We start from the raw sequence: 19,830 nt of genomic DNA, 5'->3' as shown, positions 1-19,830 counted from the left end.
CAGCAGCGCATCGAGGCTGCGCGAGCGGCGCGCCCATTTCGGCAGGATCGCCGAGGTGAACCGGATCTTCTGGTCGACCGGCACGTCGGTGGCGCGGTCGCGTACCTTCGGGCGCTGGACATCGAGCGCCCCGATCCCGGTCTGGATGCTGCGCTCCGGCCCGTAACCGTGCCGGACAACCCGCTGGCGACCGTCCAGCAGGATCTCTTCGGCGTGCTGGGCGACGAAGGCGTCGGCCTCGGCCCGCAGCGCGGCAGCAAGCATGCGACGCGCCCCATCGCGAGCGATCTCAGTCAGCGGGTCATCAAAAGTTTCAGGCTGACGAAGGGGGATAATGTCTCTAGTCTTCTTCATGGCGTATCGTTCCTCTTGGAAGTTCTGGCAGGCTTGGACACCCGCCACGATACGCCGCCCTATCAAACCCCGTCACCCAGTTTCGCGCATAGCTCGCCGCCGCCTTCTCGCGGCTCCATTGAAAAGATCTTTGCTGACATGCCGCGCGTTATAGGGAAGGTTGCCGGACCTTCAAGCGACCTTCGACCGGTTCGGAAATGCGCGGTAACTGAGTTGTTGAGCGGTACTCTTGCGTCTGGATATCGGCCAATGGACCACTACGGAGCAGGCAATTTGGGTGACGCAGATGTCGGTTTGCCTGCAAGACATGCCCCGATAGTGGGGCGGGCATATGGAGGGGGCCGTGGCGCCACGCCGAAAAAGACGCCACGGCCAAACCAATCAGGCTGCGAGGCCGACCTTGGTCACGGGCATGGCTTTGAAGCCTTTCAGACCTTCGATATTGGCCAGCAGGCGACGCAGGTTCGGGTAGGCTTCCAGCGAGATGCCACCTTCGGGCGCATGCGCGCTGTAGGAATAGATGGCGATGTCGGCGATGGTCGGCTCGGTGCCGACCAGGAATTCACGGCCTTCCATATGCGCCTCGATCTTGCCAAAGACGGTGGCGGCGGTTGCCGCGCAGAATTCTGCGTCAAACGGTGCGTTAAAGACGTTGATCAGACGGGCTGCTGCCGGGCCAAAAGCGATTTCGCCAGCTGCCAGGCTGAGGAATTTCTGCACCTCGGCTTCCAGCACCGGATCGGTGGGCAGGAAAGACGGCGCGTACTTGCGAGCCAGGTAAACCAGGATGGCGTTGGAGTCAGCGATCACGGTGTCACCGTCTTCGATTACCGGCACCTGACCGGCGGGGTTCAGCGACAGGAACGGCTCTTCCTTGTGGGCGCCTGCGGCGAGGTCAACGGTGATGACCTCATGTGCGATGCCGGCGAGGTTCGCAAGCAGCTCGACCCGGTGGGAGTGGCCGGAGAGCGGGAAGCCGTGAATACGGATTGAATTGGACATTTGGGGGTTCCTTCCTTTGTCTGATGCCTGTGCGGCTTATGGACAAGGCAAAGGTAAACTCGCCATATTGTGAGGATAACCGGTGAAATTGACGAAGTATAATGTACGCATTGACGACAAAAAATATGCAAGGAACTCCATAGAATGGACACGCTGGATTGTATGCGCACCTTTGCTGCCGTGGCGGCGCAACGCTCTTTTACCGCGGGTGCCCGGCAGGTGGGAATCAGCACCAAACTGGCCAGCAAATATGTGGCCCGGCTTGAGGAAAGACTGGACGCGCAATTGCTGCACCGGACCACGCGCAGCGTCACTCTGACCGACACCGGACAGGCCTATCTAGAACGCTGCATCGCCCTGCTTGATCAGTTCGAAGAGCTGGAGGACGTGGTACAGCAGCGCCAGCAGCAGCTTGTCGGTCCGATCCGCATCACGGCCCCGACCGGGCTTGGTAGCCGCGAATTGGTGCAGGCGCTACAGCCGTTCCAGACCGCGCATCCGGATGTGCGGATCGAACTTGTGCTCTCTGACCAGCATATTTCGATCCTTGAAGAAGGCGTCGATCTTGCGGTGCGGTTCGGCACGCTGAAGGATTCCTCGCTGGTGGCGCGCAAGCTGACCGATATGCCGGTGGTCGTGGCCGCATCGCCCAACTATCTAGCGGCCCATGGCGAGCCAAAGGAACCCCACGCGCTGTCGACACATAATTGCCTGCTGATGACGGCCTCGTCGCAGCCAGAGGTCTGGACTTTCAGCCAGCGGCGTCGGCAGATCGCGGTCACGGTCACCGGGGATTTCAGGGCGAATTCCCCCCGCGCGGTGGTCAATATGGCAGCGCTGGGACGGGGCATTGGCCGGGTCCCGGAATACGCGGCACGCCCATTTCTGGAGAGCGGCGAGCTGAAGCAGCTTTTTGCGGATCGGGGCACGGTGAATATGCCGCTGTATGCGGTCTACCCGCCCAACAGGCATCTGACCACGCGCATCAGGGCGCTGATCGATCATCTGGCCGGGGCATTTGGCGGGTGAAGCACCTGCCGGGCGGGTCAGACCGACCCGGCATCTGCCGCCATGACGCGATCGGCGATCGCGGGCAGCTGCGGGAAGGCGTCGAAGGTGCAGGCTGTGATCAGCTGATCCACCGGGGTTTTTCGGTAACCCTGCGTGAAAAGGGCGCAGTCGATGCCTGCCCGCTGCGCCGTTTCGGCATCGACTTCGCTGTCGCCGACGTACATCCGCGAGGTGCCGTGCAGGCTTTCAAATGCGTGGTGCAAGGGGGCCGGATCAGGTTTGCGGAGCGGCAGAGTGTCACCGCCAACGACGACCTCGAAAAATTGCATCAGATCCAGTGCTTCGAGGATCAGAAGCGCCGGGGCGCGGAATTTGTTGGTGCAGACGCCGAGGCGAATGCCATTCTCCTGTAGGCGGGTAAGGCAGTCGGCCACGCCCGGATAGGGTTGCGACAGGTCGGCGGGATGCGCTGAATAATGTGCCATCATCCGGGTGATGGCGAGGTTCTCATCGGCTTCGGGGATGCCGCTGTCGCGCATGACCAGCCGGACAAGGTTCGGTATGCCATTGCCGATAAAGCTGGTCACCCGCGCCAGGGTCAGCGGCGGCTTGCCAAACTCTGTCAGCATCTGGGTCACGGCGGCGTGGATGTCGGCGGCGCTGTCCACCAGCGTTCCGTCAAGGTCGAAAACGATTGCGCGGCTCATGCGGGATCCTTCCATTTGATCGAACAGCCCATCGACGGCACTTGATCCGCCGGGCCCTGGCCGGTGTCTGCGACCTGTCGCATGGCCTCAAACAATTCGCGCCGGGCGCCTTCCGGCGCCGGATTGCGCCCCGATGCATCGAGGCGGCCCCGGTACTGCAGCGCGCCTGCGGCGTTGAAGCCAAAGAAATCCGGTGTGCAGGCGGCATTCCAGCTGCGAGCGACGCTTTGATCTGCGTCATGCAGGTATGGAAAGGGAAAGGCGCGGTCACGGGCCAGTTCGACCATCTTCTCGAAACTGTCGCGGGGATAGGTTTCCGCGTCATTGGAACAGATCGCCGCCATCCCGATGCCCAAGGCTTGCAGGTCGCGGGCATCCCGTTCGATCCGGTCCAGCACCGCGATCACATAGGGGCAGTGATTGCAGATGAACATCACCAGCGTGCCCTTGGGGCCTGCGATATCCGTAAGGCTGTAGGTCTTGCCATCGGTGGCGGGCAGGCGGAAATCCGGCGCGCGCCAGCCGAAATCGCAAACGGGAGGGGAGACGGCCATATCTTGATCCTTTTGTCAGACGGTTTGCGGCGTGGGCAGAAGGGGTGCGAGCGCCTCAATGCCGCCGAGGTGAGTGACATCCGGGACCACGCATTCGGCGCCGGTGAAATCATCGCCGCCTGTGTTGATCGAGGGGGTGACGATACAGGCCATCCCGGCGGCGTCGGCGCTGCGTAACCCGTTGCTGCTGTCCTCAAACGCCAGGGCGTTTTCCGGGGCGATGTCCAGACGTTTCAAGGCCAGCTCATAGACATCCGGGGCGGGTTTCTTGGCAGCGACCTCGTCGCCGCAGGCAATGACCGGGAAAATACTGTCGGCAGGCGCGCCGAAACAGGCATGGCAAAGGGCATCGACATTGGGGCGGCTGGTGGTGGTGGCAATGGCCACAGTCAGCCCTGCATCCTTTGCCTCTGTGATCAGCGCGGCAATGCCGGGGCGCAGGTCTAACCCGCCGTCGCTCATCAGGCGCACATAGCCATCCGTCTTGGCCTTGTGCAATGCGGCAATGTCGATGGCATCGGGGGCAAGGCCGAGGTTTCGCATGTGGTGGGCGATCCGCTCCTTGCCGCCGGTAGTCTGAAGCAGGCGGCGATAGTCGTCTTGGCTCCAGTGCCAGTCGAGGCCTTCTTCGGCGAATGTCTCGTTGAAGGCGCGCCGGTGCAGCTCCTCGGTTTCGGCCAAGGTGCCATCCACGTCGAAGATCAGCGCCTCAAGCGGCATTGGCCGCTTCGCGGATGGCGCGGATGTTTTCGCCATAGATGCCCGGGTTGTCGACCGAGCCGCCCTTGAAGACAGCGGATCCCGCGACCAGCACATCGGCACCTGCCGCGCGCACCTTGGGCGCGGTTGTGGGATCAACGCCGCCGTCAATCTCGATATGCACGGGGCGGTCGCCGATCATCTGGCGCAGGGCCGTGATCTTCCCCGTCATGTCGATGAACTTCTGCCCGCCAAAACCGGGGTTCACCGTCATCACGCAGATCAGATCGGTGAGGTCCAGAAGATGCGCCACAGCCTCGGCCGGGGTGCCGGGATTGAGGGCGACGCCTGCCTTCATGCCCGACGCGCGAATGGCCTGCAGGGTGCGGTGAATGTGGGGGCCGGCCTCGATATGCGCGGTCAGCACATCGGCGCCCGCATCGGCATAGGCCTCGATATAGGGATCGACCGGCGCGATCATCAGGTGCACGTCCATCACGGTTTTCACATGCGGGCGGAAGGCTTTGACCGCCATCGGGCCAAAGGTGAGGTTGGGGACGAAGTGGCCATCCATTACATCCACATGCACCCAGTCGGCGCCTTCGGCCTCGATTGCCTGAATCTCCTGGCTGAAGTTGGCGAAATCGGCAGAGAGGATAGAGGGCGCGATCTTCACGCTGCGGTCAAAGGACATCGGGAGCCTCGTCATATCGGGGAGGGGCAGGGGGCGCGAACGCCCCCCGAATGTGCTGCGTCTCGGCGGGATCAGACCGCCAGCGCACCGCTGCTGTAGCGTTTTGCCATCTCATCCAGATCGATCGGCGTGATCTTCGCGGCATTGCCTGCGGTGCCGAAGCGTTCAAAACGGTCAAGGCAGAGTTTCTCCATCTCTTCCATCGCGGGGATGGTGAACTTGCGCGGGTCGAACTCGGTCGGTTTCTCCTGCGCCACCTTGCGGAACTGGCCGGTGATCGCCATGCGGTTATCCGTGTCGATATTGACCTTGCGCACGCCCGACTTGATGCCGCGCTCGATCTCTTCGACCGGCACGCCATAGGTTTGGGGCATCTCGCCGCCGTATTCGTTGATCAGGTCTTGCAGGTACTGCGGCACCGAAGACGATCCGTGCATCACCAGGTGGACATTGGGGATCTTGGCGTGGATCGCCTCGATCTGGCTGATCGCCAGGATATCGCCGGTGGGCTTGCGGCTGAACTTATAGGCGCCGTGGCTGGTGCCGCAGGCGATGGCAAGCGCATCCACTTGGGTTTTAGCCACGAAATCCTTGGCCTGATCGGGATCGGTCAGAAGCTGTTCCTGGGAGAGCTTGCCAACCGCACCCGATCCGTCCTCTTCGCCCGCTTCACCGGTTTCCAGCGAGCCAAGCACGCCCAGCTCGCCTTCGACCGAGGCACCGACCCAATGGGCCATGCGCGACACGCGCTCGGTGATCTCGACGTTGTAGTCGTAAGATGCCGGCGTCTTCATGTCCGCCTCAAGCGAGCCATCCATCATCACGCTGGTAAAGCCGTGGCGGATCGCCGACAGGCAGGTCTGTTCGTTGTTGCCATGGTCCTGATGCATGCAGATCGGGATATGGGGATACATTTCCACCAGCGCCTGGATCATGTGCCGCAGCATGATGTCACCCGCATAAGAGCGCGCGCCGCGGCTGGCCTGCAGGATCACCGGGCTGTCGCATTTCGCGGCGGCCTTCAGGATCGCCAGACCCTGCTCCATGTTGTTGATGTTGAAGGCGGGCACGCCATAGCCGTGTTCGGCGGCATGGTCGAGCAGTTGACGAAGAGTGATAAGTGCCATGAAAACCTCTTAGGCCGCTTCTGCCGCGCCTTGCAGCGCCGCAATGCCGGGGAGCGTCTTACCCTCCAGCCATTCCAGGAAAGCCCCCCCGGCGGAGGAGACATATGTGAAATCGCCAGATACACCGGCCATGTTCAGGGCCGCAACCGTATCCCCGCCACCTGCGACAGAAACAGCCAGCCCTTGCCGGGTCAGATCGGCGGCTGTCTGTGCCAGGTGCCGGGTCGCAAGGTCAAAGGGGGTAATTTCAAACGCCCCCAGCGGCCCGTTCCACAGGATCGTCTTACAGGAGGTCAGCACCGACTGGAACCGTTTCAACGCGCGCGGTCCGGCATCGAGGATCATGGCGCCTGTCGGGCAGGCATCTGCCGGGGTGATGTCATAGGCTGCACCGGCGGCAAAATCATAGGCGGCGACCACGTCTTCGGGCAGATGCAGGGTGCAGCCTGCCTTTTGCGCCAGCGTGCGGATTTCGCGTACCGTGTCGATCTGATCGGCCTCGTGCAGCGAGCGGCCCATGGGCGCGCCATCGGCGAAAAGAAACGTGTTCGCCATGCCGCCGCCGATGATGATGTGATCGACCTTCTGGACCAGGTTCTTCAGCACCGCGATCTTGCTGGAGACCTTGGCGCCGCCCACCACCGCCACAGCCGGGCGCTTGGGGCATTCCAGCGCCGCCGACAGGGCCTCGATCTCTTCGATCATCAGCGGGCCTGCCACGGCGGGCAGCAGATGCGCCAAGGCTTCGGTCGAAGCATGGGCACGATGCGCACAGGAGAAGGCATCGTTCATGTAGATATCGCCAAGCTTGGCCAGCTGCGCGGCAAAGGCGAGATCATTGGCCGTCTCCCCGGCATGCAGGCGCAGGTTTTCACAGAGCATCACCGTGCCATCGCTCAGCCCCCGGCTGCGGGCTTCCGCCTCTGCCCCGATCAGTTCGGGGCAAAATCGGACCGGTCGGCCCAAGGCTGCGGCCAGGGATGGGATGAGCGGTTCGACGGAATGCTCCCCGGCAGGCGCGCCCGGCTCGGGGCGGCCAAAGTGGGTCAGGATAACCAGCCGCGCCCCTGCAGCCAGCAGGGGCTTCATCCCGTCGGCAAAGCGGCGAATGCGGGTGTCATCGCTGACTGTGCCGTCCTCATTCATCGGCACGTTGAGGTCGGCGCGCACAAGGATGCGGCGGCCCTTGACCGAGGATGTGTCAATCTGCGGCAGGTCCATCACTGAAGTCTCCCCATGGCATTGGCCGTATCCGCCATGCGGCAGGAAAAGCCCCATTCGTTGTCATACCAGGCCATCACCCGCACCAGACGCGCGCCCAGAACCTTGGTCTGGTCGGCGGCGAAATTGCAGGAATGGCTGTCGTGGTTGTAATCGATCGAGACCTTCGGCTCGGTCTCGTAGCTGATGATCTGCTGCATGTTTCCTGCTGCGGCCTCGGCCATGATGGCGTTCACCTCGTCCTCGGTCACATCGCGACCCGCCATGAAAGTGAGATCGACGGCTGATACATTCGGGGTGGGCACCCGAATGGCGGATCCATCCAGACGGCCCGAGAGTTCCGGCAGAACCTCCCCAATGGCCTTGGCCGCACCTGTGGAGGTGGGGATCATCGACATCGAGGCCGCACGGGCGCGATAGAGATCCTTGTGGCGCCGATCCAGCGTGGGCTGATCGCCTGTATAGGAATGCACCGTGGTGACAATGCCGCTGTCGATGCCGATGGCGTCATTCAGAACCTTGGCCAGCGGTGCAAGGCAGTTGGTGGTGCAGGAGCCGTTGGAAACCACCAACTCATCGCTGCGCAGATCGCGGTGATTGACGCCGTAAACCACGGTGCGGTCGGCGTTTTTGGCGGGGGCCGAGATCAGCACCTTGCGCGCGCCCTGTTTCAGGTGGACCGAGGATTGCTCCTTGGAATTGAAGACACCTGAACATTCCAACACCACATCGACACCATCCCAGTCGAGTTCCTCGGGATTGTAGGTGGAGAAGACCTTGATCGGGCCACGGCCCAGATCCAACGTATCGTCATTGACGGCCACGGGATGCGGGAACCGCCCGTGCACGCTGTCATAGCGTAGAAGATGCGCGTTGGTTTCAATCGGGCCGGTGGCGTTGATCTTCACCACCTCGATGTCGTTGCGACCGCTTTCGATGATATGGGCCAGGGTGCAGCGTCCGATGCGGCCAAAGCCGTTGATGGCGACTTTCGTGGTCATGCCTTCGTCCTTTTCTCGATCTGTCGGCGGGCCGAGGCGGCAATGGCCTCGGCCGTGATGTTGAAGTGGCGGTAAAGCTCCTCGGCGGGGGCGGAGGCGCCAAAGCCACTCATCCCGACAAAGCCGTCGCCACGTTCCAGGAACAGCTCCCAGCCCTGTCGAATGGCGGCCTCGACGCCGACCCGGGGCGCGCTGCCACGCACGGCGGCGCGGTAGTCCGGCGATTGGGCCGCGAAAGCCTCGAAACAGGGGGCAGAGACCACGGCGGCCTTGATCCCGTCTGCTTCCAACAGATCGGCGGCCTCCATGGCAATCTCTACTTCCGATCCGGAGGCAATCAGGGTCACGTCCCGCGCGCCGCCGCCGCGCAGCACATAGGCGCCGCGCGCCGTCAGGTTCTCGGCGCTGTGGTTGCGGCGCAGGGTGGGCAGGCCCTGGCGCGACAGGCACAGGACCGTGGGGGTGGTGTCCGAAGTGGCCGCCATTTCCCAGGCCTCGACGGTTTCCACCGCATCTGCGGGGCGGATCACGTTCATGTTCGGCATCGCGCGCAGCGATGCGATGGTTTCGACCGGCTGATGCGTCGGGCCATCTTCGCCAAGGCCGATGGAATCATGGGTCATCACGTATGTGACGGGCACCCCCATCAGGGCCGAGAGCCGCATGGCGGGGCGGCAGTAATCGGCAAAGGCGAGGAAAGTACCGCCATAGGTTCTGAACCCGCCGTGCAGGGCGATGCCATTCATCGCGGCGGCCATGGCGTGTTCGCGGATGCCGTAATGGATGTAATCGCCGCTGAAATCTTGTGCCGTCACCGGGCGCATGGCGCTGCTGCGGGTGTTGTTCGATCCCGTGAGGTCCGCGGAGCCGCCCACGCTGTTGGGCAGGGTGGCATTGACCACCTCCAGTGCCATTTCGGAGGCCTTGCGGGTCGCGACCTTTGGCGCATCGGCACTGAGGCGGGCCTTATAGGCGGTGATCGCGGCGTGTAGCGCCTCTGCATCTGGCGGGGCCATGGCCGCGTCGAACTCCGCTGCCTTTGGTGAGTGCTCCTTGCGTGCCTGCCAGTCTTTCCGGGTCTTGGCGCCGCGTTTTGCCACGTCTTCCCAAGCGTTGCGCACACCATCGGGGATAACAAACGGCGCATGCGGCCAGTCAAGGGCGTCACGGGTGGCTGCGATCTCCTCGGCGCCCAAGGGGGCGCCGTGCACCTTGTGGCTGCCACCCATATTGGGCGCGCCTTTGCCGATAACCGTGCGGCAGGCAATCATCGACGGGCGGTCATCGGCGCGGGCGGCAGCAATCGCGGCGGCGATCGCCTCGGGTGCGTGGCCATCCACGGCCTGCACGTGCCAGCCTGCCGCCTCGAACCGCTGTTTCTGGTTCATGGAGGTCGACAAATCCGTGGGCCCGTCGATGGTAATCCGGTTGTCGTCCCAAAAGACGATCAGCCGCGACAGGCCAAGGTGCCCGGCAAGATCGATGGCCTCGTGGCTGATCCCCTCCATCAGGCAGCCGTCCCCGGCCAGCACATAGGTGTAGTGATCGACCAGATCGTCGCCAAATCGCGCCTGCATCATGCGTTCTGCCAAGGCCATGCCGACGGCGGTCGAGATCCCCTGGCCCAGGGGGCCGGTCGTGGTCTCGATCCCTGCGGCATGGCCGTATTCGGGATGCCCCGCCGTGCGCGCGCCCATCTGGCGGAAGTTGCGCAGCTGATCGGCGTCCATATCCGTATAGCCGAGCAGGTGGTGGATCGCATAGACCAGCATGGAGCCATGTCCTGCGCTCATCACGAAACGGTCGCGGTCGGGCCAGTCGGGGCGGGACGGGTCGATCCTGATGAAGCGGTTGAACAGCACCGTTGCCACATCCGCCAGACCCATGGGCGCACCGGGGTGACCGGAGTTCGCAGCCTGTACCGCATCCATGGTCAGAGCGCGGATGGCATTGGCCATCAGGGTTTCATCGGCTTTCACCGGGGTTTGAACATTCATGAGAAGTCTCCTCAGGCACGTTTGGCTTCGCGGACCAGGCGGATCACCATCGGCGTAAAGATCAGCTGCATCGCCAGATCCATTTTGCCGCCGGGGATCACCAGGCTGTTGGCGCGGGTCATCCAGCTGCCCTCGATCATGGACATCAGATAGGGGAAATCGATACCGCGCGGGTTCTTGAACCGGATCACCACCAGGCTTTCGTCCGGAGTGGGGATCCAGCGCGCGACAAAGGGGTTGGAGGTATCCACCACCGGCACGCGCTGGAAATTGATGTCGGTTTCGGAGAATTGCGGGCAGATGCAATGCACATAGGCCTGCATCCGGCGCAGGATGGTCTCGGTCACCGCCTCGGTGGAATAACCGCGGGATTCGCGGTCGCGGTGGATCTTCTGGATCCATTCGAGATTGATCACCGGCACTACTCCGATCTTGAGATCAGCCAGCGCGGCGAGGTTCACATCGTCGTTCACCACCGATCCGTGCAGCCCTTCGTAGAACAGGAGGTCGGAATCATCGGGGAAGGGAGCCCAGGCGGTGAATTCCCCCGGGGGGACGCCGGTCCGCTTGGCTTCCTCGGCGTCGTGCACATAGGTGCGGGTGCGCCCCTTGCCGGTCTGGCTGTATTCGCGAAAGACCCGCTCGAGCTCTCCGAGCTCATTGGCGTCATAGGAGAAATGCGAAAACGTGTGATCGCCGTCGGCCTGTCTGCGTTCCAGCTCGGCCCGCATATCGGCGCGGTTGTAGCGATGAAAGGCGTCGCCTTCGATCGAAACGGAGGTAATGCCTTCGCGGCGGAAGATCTGGTCGAAGGTCTTTTTCACGGTCGAGGTGCCCGCGCCGGAAGACCCCGTGACACTGATGATCGGGTGTTTGGTGCTCATGTCGATGTCCTGAAGGTGTGAGGATCAGGCGCGGAACAGTCCGCGCAAGCCAAAGAGAGCGGATGTCTCCTCGTCCGGCAGATCGTGATAGGTGGCGACCCGTGCCACCTTGTTGGACGAGCCGAAGACAAAGGGGGTGCGCATATGCAGTGTATCGGGGACCGCATCCAGGATCGGGTCCTGCCCGTCGGTGGCCCGGCCGCCCGCCTGTTCGATCAAAAAGGCGATGGGCGCGCATTCGTAGACATAGCGCAGCCGCCCCCGGCCATAGCCCTGCCGACCATCAGCGGGGTACAGAAAGATCCCCCCTCGTGTTAGGATACGGTGGGTCTCGGCCACCAGGGAGGCAATCCAGCGCATGTTGGAGTCGGCGCCGCTCGGCCCTTCGGTCCCTGCCACGCGGTCGTCGATATAGGCGCGGATCGGTTTGCTCCAGTGGCGGTAGTTCGAGGTATTGATGGCGTATTCGTTGGAATCCGGCGCGATCTCGGCGACCTGTCCCAGCAGACGGAATGTACCGCTCTGCGGATCCAGCACGTATTTGAGCACCCCGTCGCCCAGGGTGACAATCAGCGCGCATTGCGGCCCGAAGATCGCATATCCTGAGGCGAGAAGATCCCGGCCGGGTCGCAGAAACGACGCCTCGGGCGTGTCCGCAGCCGGATAGATGCCAAAGATGGTTCCGATGGACACATTTGTGTCGATGTTGGAGGAGCCATCCAGCGGATCGATGGCAATGGCAAATTGCCCCTCGGGGTTCATGGTGACGACCGTGTCCTGCTCTTCCGAGGCATAGTGACGGACATCGCCTTCGCGCAGGGCGGCCATGAAGGCCTCATCGGCGATCACATCCAGCGCTTTTTGCGCGTCTCCATCGGTGTTGGTGCCCGCCGCTCCGGCAAGGTTTTCGTCGATGCCGCCGCGCGCAATGCGCTGGGCAAGCTCGGCAGCGACACCGGCCAGCCGGTCCAGTTCTGCAACAAGCGCAGGCTCGGCCCCCTGGGGCACCTGATCAAGAGTTTTCATGTGGTTGTCCTCCCTGACGCGACAAAGCTTGCAAAAAATGATTTTTTAAGGAATTTAAAAAATAGAAATAACGATTAGGAGTTTTCGAATTTGCGGTTCGACGCCATCACTCTCAAACAATTGCGCGCGCTGCTGGCGGTGGCGGACACAGGCTCCCTGACCATGGCGGCGGATCTTTTGCATCAAACGCCACCGACAATTCACAGCCAAATCAAGAACCTGGAAGGCGCAGTTGGAGAGGCATTGCTACAGAAGGCTAGCGATGGTTCGGGGTTTCAGCCCACCCTTGCCGGGCAGGAGATGCTGGCCGCCGCGCAGCGGATCGAAGCGAATTTGTCGCATGCAGAGCGGCAGATCACCGCTCTGACCCAGGGGCGGCGCGGCCATGTTGTGCTGGGAACGGTATCTACGGCGAAGTATTTCGTGCCCCGTCTGGTGCGGCTGTTGCAGGACCGAATCCCTGACGTGGAAATCTCGCTGCGGGTGGCCAACCGATCCGATGTGATGCAGGCGCTGAACCGGGGGGACTATGACCTGGCAATCATGGGGCGGCCACCGCGCGGGGTGATCCATCGGGCGATCCCGCTGGGGCCGCACCCGCATGGCATCGTGCTGCCGCCGGATCATGCGCTGGCGCAGGAAGACGGATATGATCCGGACCGGCTGCTGCAGGAAACCTTCCTCAGCCGCGAGGAAGGGTCAGGCACCCGGATCCTGATGGAGCGGTTTATCGAACGGCTGGCGGAGGGGCATAGCCCCAACAAGGTGGTGATGCCCTCGAACGAGACGATCAAACAGGCGGTTCTGGCGGGGCTGGGGATTGCGTTCCTGTCGCTGCACACCGTGCATGACGAGGTCACATCGGGGCGGCTGGCGCTCTTGCGCGGGCGGGATCTGCCGGTGATGCGGCATTGGTATCTGATCACCGGTGCCGCAGAGGCAGATCATGTGTCTCCGGCGACGGAAATGTGTGCGCAGGAAATCGACGCCTTGTCAGGCGTTTACCTGCCAAAGTTCGACTTGTAGCGTTCGGTGCCGTGATTTCAGCGGGTCAGCGCCGCATAAAGCTGCGGCAGGCGTTCCGGCAAGCGCTCGACCCGGTCCAGGATCATCGCGCCACTCGGGCCAAAGATCCGCTGCACATAGGCATCCGCACCGGGATCCAGCGTCAGGCAGAAGGGGGTGATGCCGCTTTGGCTGGCTTCCTCCACCGCGCGGCGGGTGTCGGCGCGCAGGTATTGCGGGTCACGCACGTCGATATCGGCGGGTGCGCCATCGGTCAGCACCAGCATCAGTTTGCGCGTGGCCTTCACCCGTTTCATCTGCGCCGTGGCATGGCGGATCGCCGTTCCCATACGGGTCGAGAGCCGCCCCTTTGCCCCCATAAGGCGGGCGGTGGCCAGATCCTCCCATGGCTGGTCGAAATCCTTGAACCGTTCATAATAGACCTGCGCGCGCCCGTCCGAGCAAAAGCCATGGATGGCGAAGGCATCGCCGACCCGGTTGATCGCCTCTGACAACAGCACACAGGCCGATTTGGTCAGATCCATCACGGTGGAGCCATCGCCCACCGGATCATTCGTCGATTCCGACAGATCCAGCAGCACCATGACGGCGGTGTCGCGCGTCTTGTGCACCTGGCGCATCATCACACGCGGGTCGGGCTGGCGGCCCATGCGTATGTCGATGGCGGCGGTGATGGCGGCGCCGATGTCGATCACATCGCCATCCTCTAGCTTGCGAATGCGCTGCATGCCCTGCGGGCGCATGGCGTCCAGCCGGTGCTTCAGCCGCTCCATCACCGGGCGATGTTCGGCGAGGATCGCCTCCGCCCCGGTCGGGTCGCCCAGACGCGGGCGCCGTTCCAGCACCGTGGCCCAGGCGGGGCGCATCATCTGGATCGTGTGGTCGAACTCATCATACATCACCGGCGGCGCCAGCGGCTCGCGGCCTTCCTTCTCGTTGAAGCTTTGACCGTCGTCATCAAAGAACTCCGCCGATTGCACCCAGATCTCCTGCGCGTCCTCGCCTGCGGTTTCGACCTCCACCTCGTTCACCATTTCACTGACCGAGACGTATTTGCGCACCTGTGGCGGCGCGGCGTATGCGGTGTCGAACTCCAGCTCCTCGAACTCCCACAAGAGCCGGTTATCGCAGCGATAGGGGCAGGAGGGATGATCGGTATAAGCAGAATAGGGCTGGCCGCGCAGGCGTTCGGCAAGGCGCAGGCCCAGATCGCGGGCGGCCTGCGCATCCGTCAGGTCAAGACCAGCGAATTCTGTCTGGGTCCAGGCGGCAAGATCGCTTCCGGGCGCCTGATCTGGCAACAACAGCGCGCGGGCGATGCGGTCGAACTCTCCGGCGATGCCGGGGGCGGTGTCCTGATGAAACGGTGCCCAAAGATCGCGCAGCCGGGGCAGGCGGGCGATGGCAAGGGCCTCGGCGCGGGCGTCCTCCATGAGGCCGATCATGGCTGATTGCAAGGCGTTCAGCCCCTCGCCCTGAATGGGTTTGCGCAGGCAGGCGAGGTGTGCTGCCAGATGGGCGGCCTGCGCGCGGTAAAGGTCCAGCGCGGCCTGATCCTGCCAGTCATCCAGCGCATCGGGCAGGTGCAGGCTGTACCCCTCGTAATAGGGGCGCAGGCCCGTGCGATCCTCGAAATCGCCAGCCGTTGGCGTCAGCATGAAATCCCGCCCCCATAGGGCGCGCAGGTACATCATCAGCCGCCGCTGCACATCGACCAGCAGGGTGCCCTTGCGCTCGCGCTGGATGACGGCGCGGCTTTCCTCGGTCTCTAGCGAGAAATAGGCGAGCAGTTCCTTGAAGTTGGTCCTATGCGCCTCCACGCCCCAATCGGCCCAGCGGCGTAAGCCCCCAAGGGTCAGAACCTCCAGAAGATCGCCAAGGTGATCTAGCATGGGGCGCACGGCACGCGGCGCGCGGGCCAGAAGATGCTCCAGAAAGCGAAGGTAAGCCATGAAAAGCGTGGCATCGCCGAGCCGCATCGCGGCCTGCGGAGATGTCTCCAGCAGCCGGGCAATCACCGCGCCCGAGGTGCGCGAGGCAAAGCCCAGCAGCAGCGGCAGCAGATCGCCAAGGACATCCTGGCCCAGATCACGGGCAAGGGCTGGCGCGGCTTCAATCCAGGCGATGACAGGATCCGAGCCCCGGCCCAATTGCATCAGCGCTTCACAGCCGCGCAACCAGGTATCCAGCGCACGCGGCGACAGTTTGCGCCGCGCATCGGGCAGGGTGGCCAGCAGGACCTCGGCGACCTCACCCGGCAGGCTGTTCAGCAGCGCTGCACGGTCTTCGGGCAGGGTCTCAGAACCAGGTTGCGACAGCGGCATCGAGAGCATCGCGCATATCCGGATCATCAGTGATGGAGTTGACCAGCGCCATGGAGCAGGCGGCGCGCGGCGCAATGCCGCCCTTGATCAACCGGCCGGCGTGGATCAGCATCCGGGTCGAAACCCCTTCGTCCAGCCCGTGCCCTTTGAGGTTGCGGGAGCGCGCGCCGATTTCGACCAGCTTGCTTGCGGTATCAGTGTCGATGCCTGCCTCATGGGCCAGGATCTCGGCTTCGGTCTCACCCTCGGGCCAGGTGAAGTTCATCGCCGCAAAGCGTTGTTTTGTCGACTGTTTCAGGTCCTTCATCAGGGACTGGTAGCCGGGGTTGTAGCTGATCACGATCAGGAAATCGGGGTGCGCCTGAAGAAGCTCCCCTTTCTTTTCCAGGGGCAGTACCCGGCGGTCATCGGTCAGCGGGTGAATGGCGACAGTGGTGTCCTGTCGGGCCTCCACCACCTCGTCGAGGTAACAGATCGCACCGTGGCGGGCGGCAAAGGTCAGCGGGCCATCCTGCCAGCGGGTGCCGTCGGCATCCAAGAGATAGCGGCCCACCAGATCCGAGGCGGTCATATCCTCGTTGCAGGCCACGGTGACCAGCGGGCGGCCCAGCTTCCATGCCATATGTTCCACGAAACGCGTTTTGCCGCAGCCGGTCGGCCCTTTCAGCATGACGGGTATGCGGGCATCCCAGGCGGCGGTGAACAGCTCCACCTCGTCGCCGGTCTGCCGCCAGAAGGGCGCATCGGTGACGCGGAAGTCGTCAAGCATGTCTTTCATGGAATGGTCCTTTCAGCCTGCAAGAGGGGCGTCTCAAAGAAAGGGGGCAGCTGCGCAGGATAACAGAGGTCTGCGTCTGCCCGGGTGGGCGCGGATGCGCCCGCCATGGGGCGGGCGGGCGCAGGCCGGGACGCGGGGCGTCCCGGCCAAAATTCAGACCATCTCCCCGCGGTAGACGACCATATTGGCGCCCTGGCTTTGGGTGAAATTGTCATATCCCAGAAGGCGCACGTGGTGCTTGGGGTTGGCGGCGTGGCATTCGTCCAACTCGGCCAGGATCGCGTCCACGTCGGTTTCACCGAACATCGGCAGCTTCCACATGTACCAGTAATAGCCGGTGGCGTTGCTGGGTTCGGTGTGTTCGATCGCCGGGTTCCAGCCGTTGGAGACGATCCATTCCACCTGTTTGCGGATCTGATCCTTGGTCATTTCCGGCAGGTAAGAGAAGGTCTCCATCTTGCGCGAGGCCGGGTCCGACAGGCGGGAGGGGTAGTCCTGAATGGTGCTCATTGGTCTTGGTCCTTTTGATATGTGTTCGAGGGGGCGCGATCAGCGGTGCTGCACGTCCAGCTTGTCGACGGTGTCGAACTCGAACTTGATTTCCTTCCAGGTCTCCATCGCGGATTTCAGCTCGGGCGAATGTTTCGCCGCCGCCATCAGGATATCCTTGCCTTCCTTCTCCAGCTCGCGGCCTTCGTTGCGGGCCTGAACGCAGGCCTCCAGCGCCACGCGGTTGGCCGCAGCACCCGCCGCATTGCCCCAGGGGTGGCCCAGGGTGCCGCCGCCAAATTGCAGGACGCTATCATTGCCGAAGATCGAGACCAGCGCGGGCATGTGCCAGACGTGGATCCCGCCCGAGGCCACCGGGAAGACGCCCGGCATGCTGCCCCAGTCCTGATCGAAGAAGACGCCCATCTCGCGGTCTTCCTTGACGAACTTGTCGCGCATCAGGTTGATCCAGCCCAAGGTCGCGTTGCGGTCGCCTTCCAGCTTGCCGACGACGGTGCCCGAATGCAGGTGGTCGCCGCCCAGAAGGCGCAGAAGCTTGGTCAGAACGCGGAAGTTGATGCCGTGGTTGGGGTTGCGGTCGATCACCGCGTGCATGGCGCGGTGGACATGCAGCAGCATGCCATTGTCGCGGCACCATTTCGACAGCGAATTATGGGCGGCCCAGCCGACGGTCAGATAGTCGGACATGATGATGGGCGTGCCGATCTCCTTGGCAAATTCGGCGCGCTGGAACATCTCTTCCACCGTGGGGGCGGTGACATTCATATAGTGGCCCTTGCGCTCACCGGTTTCGGCCTGGGCCTTGTCGATGGCCTCCTGACAGAACAGGAAGCGGTCGCGCCAGCGCATGAAGGGCTGGGAGTTGACGTTCTCGTCGTCTTTCGAGAAATCGAGACCGCCACGCAGAACCTCGTAGACGGCACGGCCATAGTTTTTGGCCGACAGACCCAGTTTCGGCTTGATGGTGCAGCCCAGGAGCGGACGACCGTATTTATCCATCTTGTCGCGTTCGACCTGGATGCCGTGCGGCGGGCCAAAGCAGGTCTTCACGAACCAGATCGGGAAGCGCACGTCCTCAAGGCGCAAGGAGCGCACGGCCTTGAAGCCGAAGACATTGCCGACGATGGAGGTAAAGACGTTGACGACCGAACCTTCCTCGAACAGATCTGCCGGATAGGCGATGAAGGCATAAAAGGCTTCATCCTGTCCCGGCACGTCCTCGATCCGGTAGGCGCGGCCTTTGTAGTGGTCAAGATCGGTCAGCAGGTCGGTCCAGACCGTGGTCCAGGTGCCGGTGGAGCTTTCGGCGGCCACGGCTGCGGCTGCCTCTTCGCGCGGCACGCCATCCTGCGGGATCACCTTGAAGACGGCCAGGACATCGGTGTCCTTGGGCGTGTATGCGGGTTCCCAATAGGTGGACCGGTAGTCCTTGACGCCGGCATCGTATTTCTTGGCTGGGGCTTGCATGTTCATGGGCTTGTTTCCTCCTCCTGGCCGCCAACGGGGGCGGGCCACTTCATTGGGATCAGAAGGCCACAAATGGTAAATATAGTGAAATGAATAGTTTTTAGTTTCAGAATAAGGTATTCTGTATATATGCGGTATTCCCTTCGACAATTGCAGATATTTCAGGAGGTTGCGCAGCACCTCTCTTACACTCGCGCTGCCGAGGCGCTGCATCTGACGCAGCCGGCCGTCTTTGCGCAGGTGCGTCAACTGGAAGAACAGACCGGTCACAAGCTGATCGAGCGGATGGGCAAGACCCTGTTCCTGACCGAGGCGGGAGAGGTGGTGTTGTTGTCGGCGCAGCGCATGCTGGGCGAGGCCGAGGATCTGGATATGCGCCTGGCGGAGCTGCGCGGTATGGCGCGGGGACGGTTACGGCTGGCGGTGGTGTCGACCGCGAAATATGACATTCCCGCCCGCATCGGGGCCTATAACAGCGACTATCCCGGGATCGAGGTTGCCCTGACCGTCTGCAATCGCGAGGAAATCCTGGCCCGTTTCGCTCAGAATGCCGATGACCTCTATATTCTGGGCACACCGCCGCAGAATATGGCTGCCGAAGTGGAACGGTTTGCCGAAAACCCGCTGATCGTCATTGCGCCGCCGGATCATCCTCTGGCCACCCGGCAGGGGCTGAGCGTGGCGGACTTGTCCGTTTATCCATTCCTGACCCGGGAAAGTGGATCAGGCACCCGGCTTGCGGCCGAGCGCTGTTTCGAAGAGGCAGGGAAAGCCCCCGCCGTGCGGTTGGAGTTGGGCGCCAATGAGGCCGTCAAACAAGGGGTGATTGCGGGCCTCGGTTGGTCTGTGCTCAGCCGGGCTACCGTCGCGCTGGAGCTGCGCCACGGCTATCTGACGGAGCTTGACGTGAAGTCCTTTCCGATCATGCGTCATTGGTACGTGGCTTGGCCAAAGGGAAAGCAGCCCACGATGGCGGCCGAGGCGTTTCTGCAGCAGCTGAGGGAGGGACCTGGGGCGGCTGGCGTGGGTTCCTCTGTGGCGGGACAATAATTTTCTTGGAAAACCGCCGATTATACCCGCGCGCTTTAGGGGGTTTTTACCATATCGGCTGAGTGTGCGGTTCATTGAATAGCAGAAGGTTTTCAATATGAGCTACGCACAGGTTTCAACGATTGCCACCCATGCACCGGCGAGCACAAGGTCTGTCAATGTTCTGGCGGGGCAAGGGGTGGCCAAAGAGGCGAAAACAGAAGATTTTGCCAGCCATGTTGCACCGCAGTCGCCTGACGCAGAGGCGATTGATGCAATCTTTGCTAAGTACGACCTGAGCGATATCTCTCCGCAAGAAATTGACCAGATGGCCGATGAATTGGTGGCGGCATGAATCGCTCCGGTTTCATCGGAGACCTATAGCTTCATTTCACGCGACCATATCGAGCACGTCGCGC

19 protein-coding genes and 1 pseudogene are annotated in these 19,830 nt (G+C 62.6%); 4 read left to right on the top strand and 16 right to left on the bottom strand.

Going from position 1 to position 19,830, the window contains the following annotated elements:
* Both C6W91_RS19425 and C6W91_RS19420 read right to left on the bottom strand, forming a co-directional pair.
* Positions 1-402 (bottom strand): annotated as a pseudogene (locus C6W91_RS19425) (IS256 family transposase); the annotation flags it as partial.
* Positions 403-735: 333 nt separating this feature from the next.
* Positions 736-1,356, bottom strand: a complete 621-nt coding sequence (locus C6W91_RS19420) for a glutathione S-transferase family protein (protein WP_065270444.1) — start codon at positions 1,354-1,356, stop codon at positions 736-738.
* 144 nt (positions 1,357-1,500) lie between these two features.
* Here C6W91_RS19420 and C6W91_RS19415 point away from each other — a divergent pair, with 144 nt between their 5' ends.
* Positions 1,501-2,385: a LysR family transcriptional regulator gene (locus C6W91_RS19415; RefSeq protein WP_370571421.1), complete on the top strand. Its 885-nt coding sequence runs from the start codon at positions 1,501-1,503 to the stop codon at positions 2,383-2,385.
* 17 nt (positions 2,386-2,402) lie between these two features.
* Here the strand turns inward: C6W91_RS19415 and gph are convergent, their stop codons facing one another.
* The 10 genes from gph to C6W91_RS19365 all read right to left on the bottom strand — a co-directional run bounded on the left by gph (position 2,403) and on the right by C6W91_RS19365 (position 12,277).
* Positions 2,403-3,074, bottom strand: a complete 672-nt coding sequence (gene gph, locus C6W91_RS19410) for a phosphoglycolate phosphatase (RefSeq protein ID WP_370571420.1) — start codon at positions 3,072-3,074, stop codon at positions 2,403-2,405.
* Positions 3,071-3,628 carry a thioredoxin family protein gene (locus tag C6W91_RS19405; protein WP_274829163.1) on the bottom strand — a complete coding sequence of 186 codons (558 nt, stop codon included), beginning with the start codon at positions 3,626-3,628 and terminating at the stop codon, positions 3,071-3,073. The genes gph and C6W91_RS19405 overlap by 4 nt, the downstream gene beginning before the upstream one ends.
* A gap of 15 nt (positions 3,629-3,643) precedes the next feature.
* Positions 3,644-4,348, bottom strand: coding sequence for an HAD family hydrolase (locus tag C6W91_RS19400; RefSeq protein ID WP_370571419.1), 705 nt, complete (start codon positions 4,346-4,348; stop codon positions 3,644-3,646).
* Positions 4,338-5,021: a ribulose-phosphate 3-epimerase gene (gene rpe, locus C6W91_RS19395; RefSeq protein ID WP_370571418.1), complete on the bottom strand. Its 684-nt coding sequence runs from the start codon at positions 5,019-5,021 to the stop codon at positions 4,338-4,340. The genes C6W91_RS19400 and rpe overlap by 11 nt, the downstream gene beginning before the upstream one ends.
* A gap of 71 nt (positions 5,022-5,092) precedes the next feature.
* Positions 5,093-6,148 carry a class II fructose-bisphosphate aldolase gene (gene fba / locus C6W91_RS19390; protein WP_274829167.1) on the bottom strand — a complete coding sequence of 352 codons (1,056 nt, stop codon included), beginning with the start codon at positions 6,146-6,148 and terminating at the stop codon, positions 5,093-5,095.
* A 9-nt stretch (positions 6,149-6,157) separates the two neighbouring features.
* On the bottom strand, positions 6,158-7,369 hold the full coding sequence (gene pgk / locus C6W91_RS19385; RefSeq protein WP_370571417.1) for a phosphoglycerate kinase: 1,212 nt from the start codon (positions 7,367-7,369) through the stop codon (positions 6,158-6,160).
* Positions 7,369-8,370, bottom strand: coding sequence for a type I glyceraldehyde-3-phosphate dehydrogenase (gene gap, locus C6W91_RS19380; RefSeq protein ID WP_065270436.1), 1,002 nt, complete (start codon positions 8,368-8,370; stop codon positions 7,369-7,371). The genes pgk and gap overlap by 1 nt, the downstream gene beginning before the upstream one ends.
* Positions 8,367-10,367: a transketolase gene (gene tkt / locus C6W91_RS19375; protein ID WP_370571416.1), complete on the bottom strand. Its 2,001-nt coding sequence runs from the start codon at positions 10,365-10,367 to the stop codon at positions 8,367-8,369. The genes gap and tkt overlap by 4 nt, the downstream gene beginning before the upstream one ends.
* Positions 10,368-10,378: 11 nt before the next feature.
* Positions 10,379-11,251 (bottom strand): phosphoribulokinase, encoded by an 873-nt coding sequence (locus C6W91_RS19370; protein ID WP_065270434.1) that lies wholly within the window; start codon positions 11,249-11,251, stop codon positions 10,379-10,381.
* 24 nt (positions 11,252-11,275) lie between these two features.
* A complete protein-coding gene (locus tag C6W91_RS19365; protein ID WP_370571415.1) occupies positions 11,276-12,277 on the bottom strand; it encodes a class 1 fructose-bisphosphatase in 1,002 nt (333 codons plus the stop codon).
* A gap of 90 nt (positions 12,278-12,367) precedes the next feature.
* Between C6W91_RS19365 and C6W91_RS19360 the strand changes: the two genes are divergently transcribed.
* Entirely contained in the window at positions 12,368-13,303 is a 936-nt protein-coding gene (locus tag C6W91_RS19360; protein ID WP_370571414.1) for a LysR substrate-binding domain-containing protein, read from the top strand.
* Between the two features lie 17 nt (positions 13,304-13,320).
* Here the strand turns inward: C6W91_RS19360 and C6W91_RS19355 are convergent, their stop codons facing one another.
* The 4 genes from C6W91_RS19355 to C6W91_RS19340 form a co-directional block, all read right to left on the bottom strand.
* Positions 13,321-15,636: a nitric oxide reductase activation protein NorD gene (locus C6W91_RS19355; protein WP_370571413.1), complete on the bottom strand. Its 2,316-nt coding sequence runs from the start codon at positions 15,634-15,636 to the stop codon at positions 13,321-13,323.
* Positions 15,602-16,405: a CbbQ/NirQ/NorQ/GpvN family protein gene (locus tag C6W91_RS19350; protein WP_370571412.1), complete on the bottom strand. Its 804-nt coding sequence runs from the start codon at positions 16,403-16,405 to the stop codon at positions 15,602-15,604. The genes C6W91_RS19355 and C6W91_RS19350 overlap by 35 nt, the downstream gene beginning before the upstream one ends.
* Before the next feature lie 153 nt (positions 16,406-16,558).
* Positions 16,559-16,915, bottom strand: a complete 357-nt coding sequence (locus tag C6W91_RS19345; protein WP_274834310.1) for a ribulose bisphosphate carboxylase small subunit — start codon at positions 16,913-16,915, stop codon at positions 16,559-16,561.
* 39 nt (positions 16,916-16,954) lie between these two features.
* Positions 16,955-18,388 (bottom strand): form I ribulose bisphosphate carboxylase large subunit, encoded by a 1,434-nt coding sequence (locus C6W91_RS19340; RefSeq protein ID WP_274829180.1) that lies wholly within the window; start codon positions 18,386-18,388, stop codon positions 16,955-16,957.
* A 123-nt stretch (positions 18,389-18,511) separates the two neighbouring features.
* Between C6W91_RS19340 and C6W91_RS19335 the strand changes: the two genes are divergently transcribed.
* Entirely contained in the window at positions 18,512-19,432 is a 921-nt protein-coding gene (locus C6W91_RS19335; protein WP_274834308.1) for a LysR family transcriptional regulator, read from the top strand.
* Positions 19,433-19,529: 97 nt separating this feature from the next.
* Entirely contained in the window at positions 19,530-19,766 is a 237-nt protein-coding gene (locus tag C6W91_RS19330; protein WP_370571411.1) for a hypothetical protein, read from the top strand.
* Positions 19,767-19,830: the final 64 nt, after the last annotated feature.

The sequence above is a fragment of the Phaeobacter sp. SYSU ZJ3003 genome (assembly GCF_041300735.1).
Classification (GTDB): Bacteria; Pseudomonadota; Alphaproteobacteria; order Rhodobacterales; family Rhodobacteraceae; genus Phycobacter; species Phycobacter gallaeciensis_A.
The sequence above is the reverse complement of the archived record's forward strand: the minus strand, read 5'-3'. Positions and strand labels throughout refer to the sequence as shown.